Source organism: Paenibacillus sp. J22FR83 (assembly GCF_059691955.1).
Genome location: NZ_JCAUAM010000005.1, coordinates 36,642 through 54,820, shown reverse-complemented (window position 1 = coordinate 54,820; position 18,179 = coordinate 36,642). Strand labels below are relative to the sequence as shown.

General features: G+C 43.5%; 22 protein-coding genes and 1 pseudogene. 5 read left to right on the top strand and 18 right to left on the bottom strand.

The window, feature by feature from the left end:
• Positions 1-83: 83 nt before the first annotated feature.
• The 8 genes from fabG to AC58PV_RS10570 form a co-directional block, all read right to left on the bottom strand.
• Entirely contained in the window at positions 84-824 is a 741-nt protein-coding gene (fabG, locus tag AC58PV_RS10605) for a 3-oxoacyl-[acyl-carrier-protein] reductase (RefSeq protein ID WP_068668856.1), read from the bottom strand.
• Positions 811-1,764, bottom strand: a complete 954-nt coding sequence (gene fabD / locus AC58PV_RS10600) for an ACP S-malonyltransferase (protein WP_497432217.1) — start codon at positions 1,762-1,764, stop codon at positions 811-813. Before fabD ends, fabG begins: the two co-directional genes overlap by 14 nt.
• 73 nt (positions 1,765-1,837) lie before the next feature.
• Positions 1,838-2,824, bottom strand: coding sequence for a beta-ketoacyl-ACP synthase III (locus AC58PV_RS10595; RefSeq protein WP_497432216.1), 987 nt, complete (start codon positions 2,822-2,824; stop codon positions 1,838-1,840).
• Positions 2,821-3,825, bottom strand: coding sequence for a phosphate acyltransferase PlsX (plsX, locus tag AC58PV_RS10590; RefSeq protein WP_497432215.1), 1,005 nt, complete (start codon positions 3,823-3,825; stop codon positions 2,821-2,823). The genes AC58PV_RS10595 and plsX overlap by 4 nt, the downstream gene beginning before the upstream one ends.
• On the bottom strand, positions 3,809-4,420 hold the full coding sequence (gene fapR / locus AC58PV_RS10585; RefSeq protein ID WP_057315735.1) for a transcription factor FapR: 612 nt from the start codon (positions 4,418-4,420) through the stop codon (positions 3,809-3,811). The genes plsX and fapR overlap by 17 nt, the downstream gene beginning before the upstream one ends.
• A 121-nt stretch (positions 4,421-4,541) precedes the next feature.
• The gene (gene rpmF, locus AC58PV_RS10580; protein WP_068668809.1) at positions 4,542-4,715 is read right to left on the bottom strand and encodes a 50S ribosomal protein L32; all 174 of its coding nucleotides are present in this window, start codon (positions 4,713-4,715) and stop codon (positions 4,542-4,544) included.
• 38 nt (positions 4,716-4,753) lie between these two features.
• Positions 4,754-5,263, bottom strand: a complete 510-nt coding sequence (locus AC58PV_RS10575) for a YceD family protein (RefSeq protein ID WP_497432214.1) — start codon at positions 5,261-5,263, stop codon at positions 4,754-4,756.
• An 86-nt stretch (positions 5,264-5,349) separates the two neighbouring features.
• Positions 5,350-6,471, bottom strand: a complete 1,122-nt coding sequence (locus AC58PV_RS10570; RefSeq protein WP_497432213.1) for a SepM family pheromone-processing serine protease — start codon at positions 6,469-6,471, stop codon at positions 5,350-5,352.
• A gap of 123 nt (positions 6,472-6,594) precedes the next feature.
• Here AC58PV_RS10570 and AC58PV_RS10565 point away from each other — a divergent pair, with 123 nt between their 5' ends.
• Positions 6,595-7,866 (top strand): nucleoside recognition domain-containing protein, encoded by a 1,272-nt coding sequence (locus tag AC58PV_RS10565; RefSeq protein ID WP_497432212.1) that lies wholly within the window; start codon positions 6,595-6,597, stop codon positions 7,864-7,866.
• A gap of 33 nt (positions 7,867-7,899) precedes the next feature.
• On the opposite strand, the gene coaD is transcribed toward AC58PV_RS10565, so the two are convergent.
• The 4 genes and pseudogenes from coaD to AC58PV_RS10545 form a co-directional block, all read right to left on the bottom strand.
• Positions 7,900-8,403: a pantetheine-phosphate adenylyltransferase gene (gene coaD / locus AC58PV_RS10560; protein WP_497432211.1), complete on the bottom strand. Its 504-nt coding sequence runs from the start codon at positions 8,401-8,403 to the stop codon at positions 7,900-7,902.
• Positions 8,404-8,416: 13 nt separating this feature from the next.
• Positions 8,417-9,001 (bottom strand): annotated as a pseudogene (gene rsmD, locus AC58PV_RS10555) (16S rRNA (guanine(966)-N(2))-methyltransferase RsmD); the annotation flags it as partial.
• Between the two features lie 446 nt (positions 9,002-9,447).
• Complete coding sequence (locus tag AC58PV_RS10550; RefSeq protein WP_497432210.1) at positions 9,448-10,986, bottom strand: stalk domain-containing protein; 1,539 nt, start codon at positions 10,984-10,986, stop codon at positions 9,448-9,450.
• Positions 10,987-11,514: 528 nt separating this feature from the next.
• Positions 11,515-11,703, bottom strand: coding sequence for a hypothetical protein (locus AC58PV_RS10545; protein ID WP_497432209.1), 189 nt, complete (start codon positions 11,701-11,703; stop codon positions 11,515-11,517).
• A gap of 493 nt (positions 11,704-12,196) precedes the next feature.
• Here AC58PV_RS10545 and AC58PV_RS10540 point away from each other — a divergent pair, with 493 nt between their 5' ends.
• Positions 12,197-13,432: a hypothetical protein gene (locus tag AC58PV_RS10540; protein WP_497432208.1), complete on the top strand. Its 1,236-nt coding sequence runs from the start codon at positions 12,197-12,199 to the stop codon at positions 13,430-13,432.
• Positions 13,433-13,507: 75 nt separating this feature from the next.
• On the opposite strand, the gene AC58PV_RS10535 is transcribed toward AC58PV_RS10540, so the two are convergent.
• From AC58PV_RS10535 to AC58PV_RS10520, 4 genes are read right to left on the bottom strand one after another with little or no spacing between them, the layout of a single operon-like run.
• Positions 13,508-13,960: a hypothetical protein gene (locus AC58PV_RS10535; RefSeq protein ID WP_497432207.1), complete on the bottom strand. Its 453-nt coding sequence runs from the start codon at positions 13,958-13,960 to the stop codon at positions 13,508-13,510.
• Positions 13,944-14,174, bottom strand: a complete 231-nt coding sequence (locus AC58PV_RS10530; protein ID WP_497432206.1) for a hypothetical protein — start codon at positions 14,172-14,174, stop codon at positions 13,944-13,946. The genes AC58PV_RS10535 and AC58PV_RS10530 overlap by 17 nt, the downstream gene beginning before the upstream one ends.
• Positions 14,174-14,260 (bottom strand): hypothetical protein, encoded by an 87-nt coding sequence (locus AC58PV_RS10525; RefSeq protein ID WP_497432521.1) that lies wholly within the window; start codon positions 14,258-14,260, stop codon positions 14,174-14,176. The genes AC58PV_RS10530 and AC58PV_RS10525 overlap by 1 nt, the downstream gene beginning before the upstream one ends.
• Positions 14,261-14,298: 38 nt before the next feature.
• Positions 14,299-15,060 carry a hypothetical protein gene (locus AC58PV_RS10520; RefSeq protein ID WP_497432205.1) on the bottom strand — a complete coding sequence of 254 codons (762 nt, stop codon included), beginning with the start codon at positions 15,058-15,060 and terminating at the stop codon, positions 14,299-14,301.
• 170 nt (positions 15,061-15,230) lie between these two features.
• Here AC58PV_RS10520 and AC58PV_RS10515 point away from each other — a divergent pair, with 170 nt between their 5' ends.
• A complete protein-coding gene (locus AC58PV_RS10515) occupies positions 15,231-15,401 on the top strand; it encodes a hypothetical protein (RefSeq protein WP_157257142.1) in 171 nt (56 codons plus the stop codon).
• Between the two features lie 72 nt (positions 15,402-15,473).
• On the opposite strand, the gene AC58PV_RS10510 is transcribed toward AC58PV_RS10515, so the two are convergent.
• On the bottom strand, positions 15,474-15,758 hold the full coding sequence (locus AC58PV_RS10510; RefSeq protein WP_497432204.1) for a hypothetical protein: 285 nt from the start codon (positions 15,756-15,758) through the stop codon (positions 15,474-15,476).
• A 153-nt stretch (positions 15,759-15,911) separates the two neighbouring features.
• Between AC58PV_RS10510 and AC58PV_RS10505 the strand changes: the two genes are divergently transcribed.
• Both AC58PV_RS10505 and AC58PV_RS10500 read left to right on the top strand, forming a co-directional pair.
• Positions 15,912-16,409, top strand: a complete 498-nt coding sequence (locus tag AC58PV_RS10505; protein WP_497432203.1) for a GNAT family N-acetyltransferase — start codon at positions 15,912-15,914, stop codon at positions 16,407-16,409.
• 120 nt (positions 16,410-16,529) lie between these two features.
• Positions 16,530-17,591 carry a polysaccharide deacetylase family protein gene (locus tag AC58PV_RS10500; protein WP_497432202.1) on the top strand — a complete coding sequence of 354 codons (1,062 nt, stop codon included), beginning with the start codon at positions 16,530-16,532 and terminating at the stop codon, positions 17,589-17,591.
• A 64-nt stretch (positions 17,592-17,655) separates the two neighbouring features.
• On the opposite strand, the gene AC58PV_RS10495 is transcribed toward AC58PV_RS10500, so the two are convergent.
• Positions 17,656-18,078: a Fur family transcriptional regulator gene (locus AC58PV_RS10495; RefSeq protein WP_497432520.1), complete on the bottom strand. Its 423-nt coding sequence runs from the start codon at positions 18,076-18,078 to the stop codon at positions 17,656-17,658.
• Between the last annotated feature and the right edge of the window lie 101 nt (positions 18,079-18,179).

Here is an 18,179-nt window from a genome sequence, read left to right as displayed (position 1 = left end):
CGGTTCACCTCCTCATTTGGTATTATACGAGAATCTTTGACAGATTGCCAGTAGGCAATTTGAGATTCTCATTTCCCAGAAACTTACATGTACATTCCGCCATCTACATGGAGCGTTTGCCCTGTCATGTAGGAAGCATCGTCAGAAGCTAAGAAGCGAACTACCTTCGCAATTTCCTCTGGTTGTCCAAGACGTTCCAGCGGAATTTGCTTCAGCATGTGTTCACGCATCTCAGCAGACAATTTGTCTGTCATATCGGTTTCAATAAAGCCTGGCGCAACGGCGTTTACGGTAATACCACGGGAGGATAACTCTCTCGCTGTAGCTTTCGTGAGTCCGATAACACCTGCTTTGGCTGCTACATAGTTGGCTTGACCCGGGTTACCGAGCACACCAACTACAGAAGATATATTGATAATTCGACCGAAACGCTGCTTCATCATCGGACGTGTAACGGCTTTGACACAGTTGAACACGCCTTTGAGATTGGTAGCGATCACTTGATCGAATTCTTCTTCTTTCATTCGCATGATTAAATTGTCTCTTGTTATGCCCGCATTATTCACGAGAATATCAATTTTACCAAAAACTTCTAACGTTTGCTTAACCAAATCGTCAGCCTCTTGATAGCTGCTTACGTCTGCACGCAATTTGATCGCTTTGCGGCCCATCGCTTCAATCGCAGCTACAACTTCCCCAGCAGCAGCTTCACTACCTGCGTAGTTGACCACTACATCGGCCCCATGCTCGGCCAAATGCAAAGCAATTGCCCGCCCAATGCCACGTGAAGCTCCTGTGACTAGCGCCACTTTACCCGTTAACATGACCGTCATCAGTCTCCTCCTTGTACTTGTCCAGCGCTTCCAGGCTGCCGATCGACACGGTTTTCACCGTTTTGTCGACTTTCTTGATCAAGCCGGCAAGCACCGTTCCCGAGCCTAGCTCGATGAACGTATCAACGCCTTGGCTGATCAGGTACGTAATCGTGTCTTCCCATAGAACGGGGGAATACACCTGCTCCACCAACAAGCCGCGAATATCGCTCGGCTGGGTGACAGGACGTGCCGTTACGTTGGCCACAACAGGGACGGCAGCATCGCTCATCTCGATGGACGCGAGCACCTCTGCGAGGCGCTCCGAGGCCGGCTTCATGAGGGACGAGTGAAACGGCCCGCTCACTTCAAGCGGGATGGCACGCTTCGCGCCAGCTTCCTTGCAGCGCTCAACAGCAGCTAGCACGCCTTCCTTACTGCCCGAGACGACAATCTGTCCCGGGCAGTTCACATTGGCGAGCTCCACGACGGAGCCGCCGCTTGTGATCGCCGTGCAAAGCTCCGTCAGCGCTTCGCGCTCGGCTCCCAGCACGGCTGCCATGGCCCCCAGGCCGCCAGGGACGGCCTGTTCCATGAACTCGCCGCGGGCCCGCACAGTGCGGACCGCGTCCTCGAACGCGAGCACGCCGGCTGCGACGAGCGCGCTGTACTCGCCTAGACTATGTCCTGCGACATAGTCTGGCGTAACGCCAGCAGCCTTGAACGCTTCCAGACAAGCGATGCTTGTCGTGAGCAGCGCTGGCTGCGTGTGGTACGTGATCTTCAATTGGTCCTCTGGACCTTGGAAGATCAGATCAGACAAAGAGAAACCTAGCGCTTCATTCGCGCGGTCGAAATAGTCCTTGGCAGCTGGCAACGCGTTATACAGGTCAGCTCCCATACCAACGGATTGAGAGCCTTGGCCAGGAAATACGAATGCTATTTTACCCATACGAGAAAAGGATCCCCTTCCACGATATATTCAGTCATTTTTTCACATTAAAATAAGTTCATCTAGCTGCCTACTACCATACTAAAGCTGTTGCACCCCAAGTAAGTCCGCCGCCAAATCCAACTAAGATCAGTCGGTCACCTTCGTTTAATCTACCTTGCTCGGCAGCTTCTGCTAAGGCAACTGGAATGGAAGCAGCAGACATATTCCCATACTTATCCAAGTTAATCATACATTTGTCTTCCGACAATTCCAAGCGATTCAGCGAGGATTGAATAATTCTCATGTTGGCTTGGTGAGGTACAAGCAGGTCTATATCGGATTTCTCCCAACCTGCTTTGCGAAGCGCTTCATCTGCAGCATTGCCCATAATGCGAACTGCAAACTTGAATACCTCAGCACCAGCCATATAAATGAAATGTAAACGTTGGTCGAGAGAGTTCTGCGAAGCAGGATTACGGGATCCGCCGCCCTCAATTTTCAGAAGAGGACCTCCAGTACCATCAGCGCCTAATTCGAAGGATTTGAATCCTCTTTCTTCCGGCACTTCACCAATGACAACTGCGCCTGCTCCATCTCCAAATAAAATACAAGTATTGCGGTCTGTGTAATCGGTAATTTTGGACAAACAATCTGCGCCAATGACAAGCGCGTATTTATATGTACCCGTAGCGATGAAATTAGCCGCATTAGCTAGTCCATAAACAAAACCTGAACAAGCTGCTGATAAGTCGAACGCCGCTGCTTTCTTCGCTCCCAGTTTTTCTTGAAGAATACATGCAGTCGATGGGAATGACATGTCTGGTGTAATGGTTGCTACAATGATCAAGTCGAGTTGATCAGCAGTAATCCCTGCATTAGACAGCGCTACTAGGGAAGCTTCAAAACACAGATCCGACGTAGCTTGTCCTTCTGCTGCGATTCTTCTCTCACGAATACCTGTTCGCGTTACGATCCACTCATCGTTCGTTTCCACCATTGTTTCTAATTCTTGATTGGTTAAAATACGTTCTGGTACATATTTACCCGTTCCGAGTACCCCAACTGGTATTAAGTTCATGTTGTTATATCTCGCTTCCCGCGGCTAATTTCGGCAGATATGGTGCCAACCAAATCATTTTGTAACGCGATTCTTGCTTGACGTACGGCATTCTTAATAGCATTTGCATCGGATGAACCATGACTCTTGAGAACTAGTCCATCAATACCTAGAAATGGAGCAGCTCCATGTTCGTTATAATCCAGCTTCTTGCGGAATTGCGTTAACCCTGGCTTCAATACCGCTGCTGCAAGCTTGGTAAATATAGATTTCGTAAATTCTTGCTTTAAAGCTGAGAAAATGGTGGACGCAGCGCCCTCCAATGTTTTCAACATAATATTTCCAGCAAATCCATCGCAAACGATGACGTCACATTGTGCACGCAGTACTTGCGAGGACTCCACATTACCCACAAAATGAATCGGAGCTTGCTCCAATAAAGGATATGCTGTTTTGGTTAATTCATTCCCTTTGGCCGACTCCGTCCCTACATTCAACAATCCTACGCGAGGTTTATTAACACCATGTACTTTGGAACGATAAATACTACCCATAATCGCATATTGGATCAATTGCTCTGGGGTTGCATCCATATTCGCCCCTAAGTCCAAGGCAAGTACACCGTTACCATCCATCGTTGGGATCATTGGTGCTAATGCTGGACGTTCAATACCAGGAATTCTTCCTACAACAAGCAATCCCGTCGTCATTAATGCTCCCGTATTGCCTGCAGAAATCATAGCTTCTGCTTCTTTCTCACGAACTAGTCTTCCTGCCACAACCATGGAAGCATCTTTCTTCCGACGAACCGCTTTAACTGGCTCATCCTCGGCTTCGATGACTTCTTCCGCATGACGAATCGTTAGGTTATCCGGCCTCTCTGTGAGGTGAGCTTCTATCGCTGCGCTGTTTCCGATAAGAATGATATGTACGTCCTTCCACTCTTTGGCCGCTGCGAGAGCACCCTCAACTACGATCTTAGGCGCATGATCTCCGCCCATTGCATCAATCGCGATCCGCATGGAGCTTGTCCTCCCTATCTAGATGTTGCTCTTTCTTCGAATGAAAGATGACAAAGTTGCCTCGAAACACCGTTTCTTCGCCCACATAAGTGAAAACTTCCACACGTGCTTTTCCTTTGGAAACAGATCGCACATAGGCTTTGGCGACACACTTTTCTCCAAGCTTTACGGAGCGAACAAATCGAATATCAGCCGAAGCTGTTAATGCAATCGGATCGTCAATGACAGCAACAGCCAATGAATTAGCTTGTGAGAAAATATGATGTCCCCTGGCAATTTTGGTTCTGGAAAAAATATGGTCTTCTTTAATTTCAAAAATCGAAATACCGCTCTGATCCAACTGTAAGTCAATGACTTCCCCAATAACTTCATCTATTGGAAGTGAACGTACAGGATCGTACGTTTTGACGGCCATATGCTTCATACGTTCCCGCAATTCAGGAATACCGAGTTCTAATCGATCCAAGCGGACAGTTTGGATACTAACCCCAAACGTTCGCATCAATTCCTCATCCGTCATAAATGGGTTCGCTTCAATGGACTGCAACAGTTGCTGCTGCCTTTGTCGTTTAGGAAGGCGTTCGATGGTAAGCACCACCTTATCTCGTGAGATCTCATCTTATTACCAGATACTAAACTGTAGTATATTAAATTTAGGACCAAAAAGAAAGCAAAAAAAATAGCACCTCACCTAGGATGAAGTACTATGTTCAATCTTATGCTTTTACGATCTCTCTGCTTTTGTACGTTCCGCAAGACTTGCACACGTGGTGTGCTAGCTTCAATTCCGCACATTGGTCACATTTCACCATGCCTGGAACTTCCAATTTAAAGTGAGTACGACGCTTGTCGCGACGAGTTTTGGACGTTCTTCTTTGAGGTACTGCCATCTTTAAAACACCTCCTTATACGAAATTTCAATGTTGCCTTATTCTTTGTTAAAAAAGTCCGCGAGACCTGCAAGTCTAGGATCAATCTTGTCCGTCTTGCAGCCGCAATCACGCTCATTGCGATTTTCTCCGCACACGGGGCAAAGACCTTTGCACGCTTCGTCACAAAGTGGTATGTACGGTAAACCAACCACTACATTCTCTACAACGTAAGGCTCCAAATCTACTTTATCCCCAACCACAAGATGAATGTCCTCGTCTAACTCAGGATCTTCCTCTTCCGGTTCCTGCATGAAAACTTCCTTGAAAGGAAGCTTAATTGTTTGGTTCGTGTGCGTTAAGCATCGGGAACAGCTTAACTCCAAGTCTAGCGTTAACGTACCGTTAACTTTAACTACTCCTTCTTCATACTTTGCATGAAGATTCGCATGAACAGGTCCATGATTAAGAATGTCAGGACGACCTTCGAAAGGTTCCGTCAAATTCATAACTTCATTCATGGGTACCGAACGCCCTTGCAGAGATAGTTCTCTAAAACGAATTTGCATGATATCACCCCAAACAAACAAAGATTATTATATCCATTCCTCATACTTCTTGTCAATTTAAAATAATATTACTTGGTCAAGATGACTTATTTCGGCGGCAACGCTGCTAAATAGTTCAAAGCATCTTCCATCGTGCCGATTTCGACAATTTTCATCTTCGTTTTGATTTGATTCGCTCGTTTGACTGCATCGGAATAATTCTCGATCTTGGTTCCGTCTTTATAGGTCATATTTTTGGGAGCAAAGAAAATTTCCGCCTTTTCCCGATCCGCAGCAATAATTTTGTGTTGAATGCCACCGATCGGTCCTACAGTACCATCCGCTTCAATTGTACCCGTTCCTGCAATGCGATACCCCTTCGTAATATCCTCAGGTACAAGCTGATTGAATATTTCCAATGAAAACATGAGGCCAGCTGATGGCCCTCCAATATCTCCAGCCTTGATTGTCACCTGCTGATCTTCCTGATCGGATTTCACGGATTGCATACCTGCTGGAACAACACCAATCCCTGCCCGCGGTACGGTTTCTCCCTCTTGAAGCGGCAGCGCACCCAATGTAAGTGTCGTCTGCATTTCCGTCTTCTTCCTACTATACGTAATGGAAATGGTGTCTCCTGCTTTTTTGCCTGCTAGTGAGTCTAGTAGATCTTGCGCTACTTTCACCTCTTTGTCGCCAGCCTTCAAGAGCACATCCCCTGGTTTAAGCACCTTCTCACCTGATAATCCATGAACAGTTTGAAGAACCATCACACCCTCGTGATCAATATGAAAAGGAACCTTAGCCTCCGTATAAGCTGCCTGAATCGCACTAGCCTGCGAGGTTAACATGACGTATTCCTGACGTTGCGAATATTCTTGCTCGGACTCTCCTTGCTTGAGTACAGCCGTTTTGGGCTCAATTTCTTCATACGGATGAAGGAGTCCTACTATATAGTTCACGACATTAGCATCAGCTACGCGAACGGTCGTTAGCATAAGCTTCCCTTTTTCTGGGCCCGTGCTTTTGGCAATCGAGACCATCGGCTTAATTTCCTCTGCAGTCCCTGGCATAAAAACAAAGAAGGGCAACCGCACAAAAAACATCAAATATACAATGATAATCCCGACCAGTGCAGAAACTAGGTACCGCCTTGTTGCCGAGCTTCTCGGATATCGATATGAATCATTCGTCCACGTACGTATCGTATTCTCTTCTTCCTTATCCATACAGGTTCCCCTTTCCTGTTGCTTTCACTTGTTGTTTGGCCTACCTATTCTCGGGTGAAAGCTTGGTCTATTCGCCTATCTACTTGCGTACAATGAAGCATGTTCGATGGACGAGGTGATGCTATGCCTAAAGTAAAATTCCATGCCAAATTCACCACGTTGGTGTTAGGTGCTTTGGCTGGATTGGTCGTTATATCTGTCATTCTATTTCCCGACAAAGCTTTTCAGTCATCGCTCGAAGGGCTGACCATTTGGTGGAAGCTCGTCTTCCCTGCTTTGATGCCTTTCCTTATCATGACCGAGCTCTTGATTGGATTCGGTGTTATTCAAGGCACAGGCGTGCTCCTAGAGCCGCTAATGCGCGTCATTTTCCGGCTTCCTGGCGTTAGCGGTTGGGCATTGGCATCCGGCTTTGTTGTAGGATTTCCTGCGGGAGCCAGAATTACTGCATCGCTGCGTGAAAAAAACCTGCTTACACGGACAGAAACAGAACGGTTAACAGCCCTTTCCCATTTGTGCAGTCCATTATTCCTCATCATGGTTATTGGGATTGGATTTCTTCATAACGCCAAACTAGGGATCATACTTGCGATTATCCATTATATTTCCGCTTTCGTAACAGCTTTCTTGATGCGACAAAGCAAGCAAGCCATCTCTCCTCCTGAAGCAAAAACGCCAGTAGCCAAGCCGAAAGAATCAATCTCTATTGGGAAATCTGCTCTTATAGCCATGCGTCAAGCTTATTGGGAAGATGGTCGTACTTTCGGCAAACTCCTTGGAGATGCAGTAACTTCCGCTGTACAAACGCTAATGTTAATTGGCGGATACATGATGATATTTTCAGTATTAATCAACGTCATCTCAATTACACATTTTACCGACATTCTTCGACCCGTCACCCAGTTCCTTCTTAGCTTCATGGGTATTTTTACAGACACAACACCGCAATGGATCAAAGGATTGATGGAAATCCACCTCGGGGCTTATGCTTTAAGCCAGGCTCAAGATCTCTCACTTTTACCGCAAATGGCACTGCTCAGTGCTTTCCTTGGTTGGGGAGGATTGTCCGCCCATGCACAAGTTGCCGGCTTCCACCAGAAAACGGATGCTAGGTATGCGTTTTTTTTACAATCCCGTGCGCTGCATGCTGTACTTGCCTTATTCACTACGGTTTTGCTTTGGAAACCATTGCAGCTGCTCTTAGTAGACACAGAACCTAGCTTCCTCCGGTTAGACTTAGCCAGCAATACAGCTGCCGCGGTACCGTTCCCCTTGAACGGCGAAAATGCATGGGGCCTATGGGGACCAATGCTGTTGCAATTCCTTTTTATTTTCACCCTTATGCTGCTCATATCGGTTGTTCTTCGCTTGTATCAGCGGAAACTAATGAACTAATTCACAACTTGAAATTCCCTTTCGATCTAACTCCTAGGTCTGAGGGAATTTTTTGCGTAGTTCCTCTTCCACTTCTACAGGTACTAGATCCTCGACGGGGCCATGGAATTTGGCAATCTCCTTCACGATGCTTGAGCTCAAATACGAAAACTGCGGCTTCGAAGTCATAAAGAACGTCTCCACATCCGGGTTCAGCTTGTGATTGGTCGATGCCATTTGCAATTCATATTCAAAATCAGATACAGCCCGAAGTCCACGAACGATCAATCTGACATTGCGTTGTTTCATATAATTAACCATCAGATCCCGAAACCCATCAATCTCCACGTTGGGAAGATCCGCCGTTACTTTGCGAAGCAGCTCCATTCGTTCTTCCAAGGTGAATAACGCATTTTTGGATGTATTGTTCAGCACTGCCACAATTAGTTTATCAAACACTTTTGCTGCTCTATGTATAATATCAAGATGACCGTAGGTAACCGGATCAAAGCTACCTGGATATACCGCAACTGTTTTACCATGTTCTTGCTTCATCATGCCTTCATCTCCTTCAATTACTCAGTTCTATGGACGCGTTGTCGCGTTTAAATATGGTTACAGCCGTATCTCCATAGTCTGCTCTACGTAGCTGCTTGAAGCTGCCAATCGTTTCTAGCAGTACATCCTTCGCATCGTGCTCGACCACAATCGTGGCGTCTGGTTCCACAATGGCTTGTTCCTCCATCGTTGTCATCAGCTCTGCGATTCCTTTCATCCGGTATGGTGGATCCAGGAATACAAGTTGGAACTTCTCCGCCCGCTTCGCCAGCACCTTCAACGCTCTTGCCGCATCTGTCCGGTAAATTTCTACCTGATCCTTTAACCTGGCCATTTCAACATTATGCCCAATCGTGTCGATACTCTTTTTCTCGATATCAATAAATACCGCCTTATCCATCCCCCGGCTTAGCGCTTCAATTCCCAGCCCGCCCGTGCCAGCGAACAAATCAAGCACCTGTCCTCCGTCAAAATAAGGTCCAATCATACTGAAAATCGCTTCTTTCACTTTATCTGTTGTTGGTCGTGTACTCGTACCGGGTACAGCCTTTAACGACCTGCCTTTGGCCGTGCCTGAAATCACTCTCATCTGTGTGTTTCCCTTCCATGCTGGTTCATTCTTTTGCTATCGTACCACAAGCACTAATCTGACACAAAAAATTTATCCCTGCGATGTATAAATTTACCGTAAAGCGGTCATCCTTGAACTATCGACATCAGAGAATGTCGTAGACAACCGCGGAGAAGGCTTACGTTTCCCCATAAGCTCTTCATCCGGTTTCTCCTCTCCCATGAGGCGGCTGCGCAAGCAGTCGCCGTTATTATTTTATAGGACAGTTTTCTATAACCCTTATTCTATAAGGGTTTATTTGATTTCGTATTTTAATGTTTCATTTTGCTGGTACTAAAATAATCTTCATTTCATTTAAGAAATTGAACCGTGGGTGTCCGGTGCTCAAGGAGGACGTCAGTGCGTCCTATTTTTATTATTTAAGATGAGTTCAACGAAAAACCGCCTCTTGAAAGGCGGTAAGTCAATCATATTTATTTAGTTTTAATAAACACCGTCTTTGAATTTTCTTCCCAACTAACCTTGGCTCCAAAAGATTCTACTATAAACCGTGCCGGGACCAATGTACTTCCCTCGATAATCAAGGGTTCTGAATCCAGCTTTGTGCTCATGCCATTTACATAAGCTATATCGCTACCTACTGTGAGTTTAATGACTGATTGTCCCTTAGTGGCTGTTACAGTTAATGTATCCTTATCCCATTGAATATCTGCACCAAGTGCCTCAAAGATTTTTCGCAAAGGCACCAATGTGTATCCTTTGACAATAATAGGTGGTTGATCAAACTCTAATTCTTTATTATCCAAGTTCACAATTATTTGGTCTTCATGTAATACTTCAGAATCATAACTTTTTATCCAAACTGGTACAGTCCTATACCACTTCGTCCCATCCCCAACATAACCATTTCCCCAAGACCATAGTGTATGATCTGCTTTTATTGCCATCGATTTAAAATTAGTTCCTGAAGCTGCAATTTTTTTAATTCTAGTTAATCCCTTTACTTGAACAGGGACATTACTATCTTCATAAGAACCAATTCCTAACTGCCCACCTGAATTTGTTCCACTAGCCCAGACCGTTCCATCACCCTTCAATAAAAGTGGCCCTCCTGCACTTGCTTGTACAGAAACTACATCTTCAATTCCTTCAAGTAATTGCGGTTTTGAATTATCAGTAGTAGGTTTCCCATCAACTACTGCGCCGCTCTCCCCATTTGAATCCCAAAACCAAACCTTCCCATCTTTCTTTAGACCATATGAATATTGACCTCCAGCGGCAACTTCTTTAATATCGCTAAGTCCGTCGACTTGAACAGCATTTCCATGTGAAGGTATCCATACCGTACCATCCTTCTTTAATGCAACCATATTTCCCCAACCGAGAGAGACAGAAACAATATCTGAGAAGTTTTTGAGCTGGGTCGGGACATTGTAATTGGCTACACTTCCATCAGCTTTACGATAATAGATGCCACCCCAAGCCCAAAGGGTACCATCACTTTTAACTGCATAACTTGTGGTCCAATCTGCTGCGATAGCAACCACATTGGATAGGCCTATTGCCTGTACTGGTATATCCTTATCTGCACTTTTTATTATCTTATGGGTTTTTGGATCTACAACAGCTTGGGTTCCATCACCTAGTTGACCATCATGATTGCCACCCCAACCCCAGACAGTACCATCTTTCTTCAATGCGAGTGAAAATCCTTGGCCTGAGGCGACGGCAGTGACATCCGAGATGCCTTTAACTTGTTTGGGAGCCATAATAATATCTGATTTATCTATATCTTCTAAGTCAATTATTGGTCTTGAATCACTATTTCCACTCCAAGCCCATACTGTACCATCTTGTTTAATTGCAAGGTTAAAAGCCCCAATTTCTGCCCAGCCAACCTTACTATCATTTGCTGATGATTGTGAATCAGCATTAACCAAGCTACCTTCAGAAAAACTGAAAACAAGTACCGAGGCAAATAAAGTTTTTATAAGCTTAGTTTTTAATTGCATGAATAAATTTACCTCCGGTTATGAAAATATTAAACATTTCATTGCTAATAAGAAAATGGAAAAAAACCTTTTTTATCCCAATATACTACCATACAATAATATTATTAGGTATAAATATTGTTGCACTTTAAGTAGATCCATAATTTCCAAGAAACTGCAGATCGAACTAGTAGTACTGGCTCAACCCCCGTCCTCTCATAACTCCTATTTTAAATCACATCACAAAACACCGAATCCATCTCTAAAGCCCGGCAAGTCTTATCCATCTGCTCGCAAGTCATTAGCGTGAGCCACTCCCGCATGGTTTCACTTCTCATTTAGGCTCTCCTTAAGTTATATCGCTATTTAGGCATTAGAAAAAGGACTCCTGATAGCTCAGGAACCCTAATAAAATCTCTATTGTAGATTTCATCAAAACGAAAAATTGCCTCAGGATACAATGATTATGAACCGGCTTGCTTGAGGATTCAAACATAAAATTCAAATTTGGATCGATCGAACTGACACTCTCTTGCCCACTACCCTTCATCAACTTCTCATGAGCTTGATCAACCTATCCCATTCCAACCGATCAATCTTTAAATCGCGAACCGCCGTCCTAAATCCATACTTACTGGCGTATTCAACGAATATCTGATCTTCATTCAATATTTCATAGCCAATAATTCCGAATGGTTGTTTTGTCAAAGCTTTTTTTAAGACAACTTTATCTGCCACTCATATCACCCATTAACCCCTCAATGTTAATAAAAATTCTTCAATTTTTTATATCTGAACAGCATTAAAAATATTTTCAATTAAATTTGAGTTACACAGGGTTTAAGAGCAACAAATGAATAAGTACGGGAAGGTACGTTCCTGTATTTTTCGTCTTTTACAATCTCAATTGGCCGTTTATTTTATTCTAATACCGACATTGTAGCATACTTAGATGAAGATTTTAACTCTTGTTTATCTTTAATGTAATCGTTTCCATGAATTCCTTAAATACGGGTGTATCAACCCGCTTTACCCATCGTCAAAGATATGTCAACTGTACGACACCTCGCATGGAATAGTGCACAATTGACGGTTTCTTATCAAGTCTCCTTTTTACTAGACACCACGATCACGCAAAATATACTTCTTAACAAATAAAGGAAATTACCAAATTATGGAGAATGTTAAATTTAGGAAATTACCCCTTTCGTTGAGAAATAGGAGGAAATTTATGATGTTTATTAAAAATGTATCCAACCATACATCAAGTAAGCAGACATCTAACCCCAAACAATCTGAGGCTAACTTGACTACACAATATTCATCTCTATACAGCCAGGTCATGCAACTCCAAAGAAGCATAGGCAATCAGAGAGTTGGCCGCATGCTCACATCACAATCACAAGCTAATCAGAAGAGCGTATCTATTCAAGCATCATCTCAGAATGTTATACAAGGTAAATGGGTCAAAGATCCACTAAATCGTAGTATGTATTTTGATGATGTCCATTTCCATAGATATAACGAAGATACTAATGAGTATTTTGAACATGGTGGAAAAACTGCCACTCATCCAAATGAGCATGAAGCAATGAAATTAATGAAGGAAATCAAATCTCAAATAAGCACTTCAGACCCTCTCTCAAAGGTAATACACGGACATGGCTACAGTAACTTAAAAAAAAGTGAATTTAATCCTAATTTAACAATTACATTATACGGTCCATATGGCTCCACTTTAAATAGAGAAGTTTCTAAGTGGCTTCGTGATAAGGGGCCACTTCCACCAGGAAGTATCAGAGAAATTACAAATTCCGATTTTGCTTTATTGAAAAATAAATTTGGCGGAGTTTGCGAATCGTTTACAAAAGCTTTATGGGAAAATGCCAGTGAATCTGAGTTTCCTAAGGTGATAAAGCCTGGAGACTACATACCCGAATTAAAACTTGATGCCGACAAAGATGAGTGGATTGATCCTCAAGATCATGTCATTCAAGTGAATACTTTAACGAAGCTTAAAAACATTTCTAAAATCCCCTCTGAAGCTCATATCCATTGGGGAGCCTGTCTGCAGGAGTTGGGTAAAAATATTATCGAGAAAAATGATATCACTGTTATTTTACATCCTAGCCTTTCAAAACAGGTGTATCCGCCAACACAAGAAGAAGAAATTATTGAACGACGTTACCAGCAACGATTACTAAATCCAACAGATACTGAAACACCTAATAAAGTAAAACCAAAAGAAACACCTGCAACCATCAATAAGACTTTTGTTTCTCAAGGCGCTGCCGCGAATACACAGTTTCCAGAAGATCTTCAAAAAACGCTAGATACGGAGTTTAATAGTGAGCAAAGTTTAGACGATCAAGTCGTCCATATTAATACTCTTGTTATCAAATATGGTTTTACGCGTAACGACATGCTCAGATATTTAGGCGCAAAAGGAAAAAAAGGTCAATTATAGTTAGAATAATCTAATATGAAATCACAGCTTTTAAAAGCCTATTCCGAAAGGAATAGGCCCAACATTCATTCACCCCTATTGCCCATAAACATTAATCCTCCTCAATAAATGGTATGCTCCATCATACAACACGACATTACCCTGTTGATTAATTGCAAAAACGTTTACAGATAGCATCCCTCCATACGAAGCCCCCATATTGGCAAAAGCACTGGCGTCGTACGTATTCGTTTTCGGCAGATAGAGACCGTTGTTATAGGCAGCAATATCTTTCAATCCCACATATGGTTGGGTTTCCCCTGTTGTCTTGACTTCCCAAATCTGCCGTTGCCTTTCGACATAGAAAGCCCCGTTACTCTCATGTACTCTCAAAATTTCTTCCTCTAAGTCTAGGGGTGCTACGAACCTCAAATTTCCTGTTTGCTGCAGCTCATAAATAGATTGCTTGGATACATCTAGAACAAACAGTTTCCCGTCATTTTCAACAGCTGCCAGTTTCACATTTTCTGTATCAGGGGTAAACGACATTTAATACATTTGCTTGCTGACCAGATTCACCAACATAGATGTGATCATAAAGAATATCACTGAAGTAGAAGCTTTTACCGTCTGGCGTCCCCATAATGTTGCCTGGGTGATAAGTCGTTTTCCCGATTGCATAGGTTATCATTCGAACATTTGGTGCAATCTCATAAATAACAGTGGATACGTTGGTGTCGGATGAAAAATTACTGGTAGCCATTAGATAAAGCTTGTCCAATCTAGAATAAATCGCAGAGGAACCATTGTCGTATTATTTAGCAGTACAGGCGGTGTTGAAAACGTCATTTTCTGCCCATTTACTGTAGCCGCAGCATCGTTAATCCTCAATTGAATCTTTGCTCCGATCGAGCCACTGATTTAACTTGCAAAAGTTCGTTGTTCTTGCGTTGCAGTTCGTGAATGATAGCATTCGTGTTGTTCAAGTTTTTTTGTGCTGCGCGCGTAGCGTTTAGCAGGCTGATGCCAAATTGCTTGTCAAATTCAGGCACGCTGTTTCCAGTAAGTTTGAACACGAGCAAATTCTTTGTTTGCTGAACATTGTTATAGGTATCGCTCTCGCTCTTAATGATGGATTTAAGATCATCTGAATGACTTACTGTTTCCAGCAGCTTTAGTGCCAATTGGATGGATTCATTATATTGTTTCATTAAGTCTTCAAAATCCATATTTAACTGACTCACAAATTCACTACCATTCGTTAAACTAGCATAGAGCTGAAGTTGTTGGGAGAAAGTTAGTAAAGCCGTATCTGTATCTTTCAACCATTGATAAACATTCATCAAGTTTTCCGACTCTTGGTTGGCAGGGTTTGATGGGTTGGTTGAGGCGGATTGGGGCATTGTCACGTTTACACTATACGTAGTAGGATTCCATGTCACGAGAACCCCAAGTTGTCGTAACATCGACAAGGGCACAACCGTGTGATCTTTATAAATCATCGCAGGTAGTTCATCGACTTTTAAACTTTGTCCATCGGACGTTACTTGTACAATAGGATTGCCTTCAAAATCCCCATTTAATGTGGCAGCTCCCGCTACGCCAATTGGGACAGAGAGCACTAATAAAGATAGAATAAACTTTTTCATTGTTCACCTCGTTAAGAATTTGTTTGACTGCTATGTACATTCCACATTTACAATACGCTCTCCTTCTGCTAGGATTGATTCTCTCTTCCATTTTATGCTATAATCAAAAAACAAGAACATACATTCTCTATATTTTGCATTCATCCTACAGTCAGAAAAGAAGGTCAGCTATGAAAGATCAGCCTGTATTTGAGAATCTACGTGACAAGTATGCCGATGAAGACCGCGCCAAGCTTGTGATGTTGCAGTTACGAACACTAATGGGACAGAAGCAGAAGAAGAAATGGTATCAGAAATGGAAAACGCCGACAAAGACGAAGCCAACGAATTGGAACGACTAGTACATCCTGGCTGGAGTAAATAATAAAATAGAGGCCCCCTCCGTAGCTGGCTACGTGGAAGCCTCTTCACTTTTATCGGTTTCTTTTGCGTGAATAGTATAAGACCCCTAAGTAATGCGCCCCTGTGAATAGGGTGAGTATACCGAAGAACAATAAGAAGCCTCCGTTTCGATCACGGAAAAACAATTGCACAACGAACAACGCCAGGGAAATCTCGCTCCAGAGAAGCGTTCTTTTCTTAAGCTGTGTCAAATCGGCTGTAGATTTGCTTATTTTGCGAAGATTCATGTAAGTCAGGCCAGCGAGTACGATAATACCAATAACGATCACGAGAATATAACTTGTATTGCCCGACATGTGACTCCCCCTAATTCTAGTAGATATAATATCTAAGATACATGGATTAGGACGGAATGTCTATTTGAAAATGTCATTTCGAATCAAGGAATCGGCTTTCCCCTTCCAACTCATATTATACATTGACTTCTACACGCAGCGAGGTGCCACATCATGTCAACCGTAACATTCAAGTCATTAGAGCTCCTCGATATTCCACTATTGATGGATATTTACAATCATTTCGTTCTTCATTCAACGTATTCTTTCCACACAGAGCCCGTCGCACTACCCGAGTTCACAGAAAGTGTCGTCCACACTAATCCTCGTTATCACACGTATGTCATTCTGCAAGATGAGAAGCTGCAAGGCTATGTTCAAGTTATGCCCCATAAGAAAAAACAAGCGTACGATACAACTGGTGAAGTGACCATCTATCTTCATCCAACATGCGTCGGCAAAGGGATTGGATCTGCTGCTATTCAATATATCGAAGCGTTCGCGAAAGAGCGCGGCTTCCATTCCTTAATTGCAACGGTTTGCGCAGATAATTCAGCTAGCATCCACATGTTCACCCGAAATGGCTACCAACAATGTGCACACTATCGTGAAGTTGGTTTCAAATGGGGGCAATTTTTAGATATTGTTACGTTTCAAAAAATAATTTCTTAATCCGCCTCACCTGTTACGCTCCCCATCTCAAGAACAATTTATTTCCGTTATTTGCACGGGATAATTCCGCCTCCCCTTACAAAACCTAGAGCATAGTCATATTGCTCGGAGGGGATTGCCATGACCAAACGGCTTTGGTCCTTTAGCATCGTTTGTCTGCTTGTAACCAGCTGCGGTGCGCCTTTAACGAAGCCTTTTCAAGATCAGAGCTCAACCCAACATTCCACTCCAAATGTCACCCAGACATCCATGGAGGCTAGTAGAGACGTTGCGGATTCTCCTTTTCTAACAGAGGGTTCCAAACATTTGAGCGTGTTGCCACCTGCGAGCATGCCCTCGCCTTCTGCTTTGCCAACAGCACCTACACGCGCTCCAAGCCATACCCTTACACCAAGTCCCACGCCAACGCCTAGCCTGAAGCCTAAGACTAACCCAAAAAGATCCGTTGCACAACCTGAGGCCTCCAAGCGGCCTTCCTTGCCCGTTCAAAAAAATCAAGGCCAAGTCAGAATTTCTCAGAAAAAACTTACACTCTCACAGCTCGTTGTTAAATACCCAGAGACATTCAAGCTCCGCGGCTCCAGTCAGGAGAAGAAAGTCGCCTTAACCTTTGACGATGGACCCGATACTCGGTTTACGCCCAAAGTGCTTGATGCTTTAAAAGCCAATCAAGTGAAAGCAACTTTTTTCGTACTCGGTGCTATGGCTAACACGCATCCCGACGTCATTAAGCGAATTGTGAATGAAGGGCATGTCATCGGCAACCACTCATACAGCCATGAGAATTTACCGAAGCTCTCTGTGGATAAATTCCAATACCAAATTGAAAGTACAGAAAGCATTTTGCAGAACCTCATTGGCTACGCTCCTAGGTTAATTCGTCCCCCTTATGGCGCAATTAATGAAGATCAAGTCAAATGGATTGCCACTCATCACTATTTAATTGTGAACTGGAATGTCGATTCTCTAGATTGGAAATCACTGAATTCCGATCAAGTTCTTCACAACATCTTACAGCAGACGAAGCCAGGGTCTATTATTCTCCAGCATTCTGGAGGTGCAGACAGCCAAGATCTATCTGGTACTGTGCAAGCAATCGGACCGTTAATTACGAAGCTTAAAGCAGCAGGCTACACTTTCGTCACTGTCCCTGAACTGCTGCACGTTACCAAAAGCAAATAATAAAAAGCAGTCTTGCCGGGCTACCCCAGCAGACTGCTCCTTCTCAAACATGTATAACGTCCATTCACTCGCCCACTTGAGCGGTAGGCATGGCTGATTTACAATCGGCACAATAGCCAAATATTTCAAACCGATGGCTTTGAATTTCAAAGCTCTCTGGCAAATCTTTTACAAGCTTCATTGGACAGAACTCAAACGTCACCGTTTTCTCACAGTTGACACAAATCATGTGATGATGATGATGAGACAAACAGCTCGCTTTAAACTTCAAACCATCCGCCAAATGAAATTGCTCCAGAACACCCATTTCGCTCAACAATCGGAGATTACGATACACCGTATCGAAGCTTACGCCTGGATATTTCATTTTCATATGTTCATAAACATCCTTCGGCGATAAGTAACTGCCCGATTCTGCGAATAAAGTCGCTAAGCTTCTGCGTTGTTCTGTAATACGCCAGCCCTTCTGCGACATTGCCCTTAGCATCTCATCGATCGTATCCGTATGCGTATGCGTACTCACTTGCATTACCCCTCTGTGTTGAAATGTCCTCCTATTATAGTGCAGCAAATAGGCCACTTGCGTCA

Bases quoted from the DNA above. Each gene is read 5' to 3' on its own strand.
- fabG (WP_068668856.1), bottom strand. From the start codon at position 824: ATGTTAACGGGTAAAGTGGCGCTAGTCACAGGAGCTTCACGTGGCATT.
- fabD (WP_497432217.1), bottom strand. From the start codon at position 1,764: ATGGGTAAAATAGCATTCGTATTTCCTGGCCAAGGCTCTCAATCCGTT.
- AC58PV_RS10595 (WP_497432216.1), bottom strand. From the start codon at position 2,824: ATGAACTTAATACCAGTTGGGGTACTCGGAACGGGTAAATATGTACCA.
- plsX (WP_497432215.1), bottom strand. From the start codon at position 3,825: ATGCGGATCGCGATTGATGCAATGGGCGGAGATCATGCGCCTAAGATC.
- rpmF (WP_068668809.1), bottom strand. From the start codon at position 4,715: ATGGCAGTACCTCAAAGAAGAACGTCCAAAACTCGTCGCGACAAGCGT.
- AC58PV_RS10575 (WP_497432214.1), bottom strand. From the start codon at position 5,263: ATGCAAATTCGTTTTAGAGAACTATCTCTGCAAGGGCGTTCGGTACCC.
- AC58PV_RS10570 (WP_497432213.1), bottom strand. From the start codon at position 6,471: ATGGATAAGGAAGAAGAGAATACGATACGTACGTGGACGAATGATTCA.
- AC58PV_RS10565 (WP_497432212.1), top strand. From the start codon at position 6,595: ATGCCTAAAGTAAAATTCCATGCCAAATTCACCACGTTGGTGTTAGGT.
- coaD (WP_497432211.1), bottom strand. From the start codon at position 8,403: ATGATGAAGCAAGAACATGGTAAAACAGTTGCGGTATATCCAGGTAGC.
- AC58PV_RS10550 (WP_497432210.1), bottom strand. From the start codon at position 10,986: ATGCAATTAAAAACTAAGCTTATAAAAACTTTATTTGCCTCGGTACTT.
- AC58PV_RS10540 (WP_497432208.1), top strand. From the start codon at position 12,197: ATGATGTTTATTAAAAATGTATCCAACCATACATCAAGTAAGCAGACA.
- AC58PV_RS10535 (WP_497432207.1), bottom strand. From the start codon at position 13,960: ATGTCGTTTACCCCTGATACAGAAAATGTGAAACTGGCAGCTGTTGAA.
- AC58PV_RS10530 (WP_497432206.1), bottom strand. From the start codon at position 14,174: ATGGCTACCAGTAATTTTTCATCCGACACCAACGTATCCACTGTTATT.
- AC58PV_RS10525 (WP_497432521.1), bottom strand. From the start codon at position 14,260: ATGACGTTTTCAACACCGCCTGTACTGCTAAATAATACGACAATGGTT.
- AC58PV_RS10520 (WP_497432205.1), bottom strand. From the start codon at position 15,060: ATGAAAAAGTTTATTCTATCTTTATTAGTGCTCTCTGTCCCAATTGGC.
- AC58PV_RS10515 (WP_157257142.1), top strand. From the start codon at position 15,231: ATGAAAGATCAGCCTGTATTTGAGAATCTACGTGACAAGTATGCCGAT.
- AC58PV_RS10510 (WP_497432204.1), bottom strand. From the start codon at position 15,758: ATGTCGGGCAATACAAGTTATATTCTCGTGATCGTTATTGGTATTATC.
- AC58PV_RS10505 (WP_497432203.1), top strand. From the start codon at position 15,912: ATGTCAACCGTAACATTCAAGTCATTAGAGCTCCTCGATATTCCACTA.
- AC58PV_RS10500 (WP_497432202.1), top strand. From the start codon at position 16,530: ATGACCAAACGGCTTTGGTCCTTTAGCATCGTTTGTCTGCTTGTAACC.
- AC58PV_RS10495 (WP_497432520.1), bottom strand. From the start codon at position 18,078: ATGCTAAGGGCAATGTCGCAGAAGGGCTGGCGTATTACAGAACAACGC.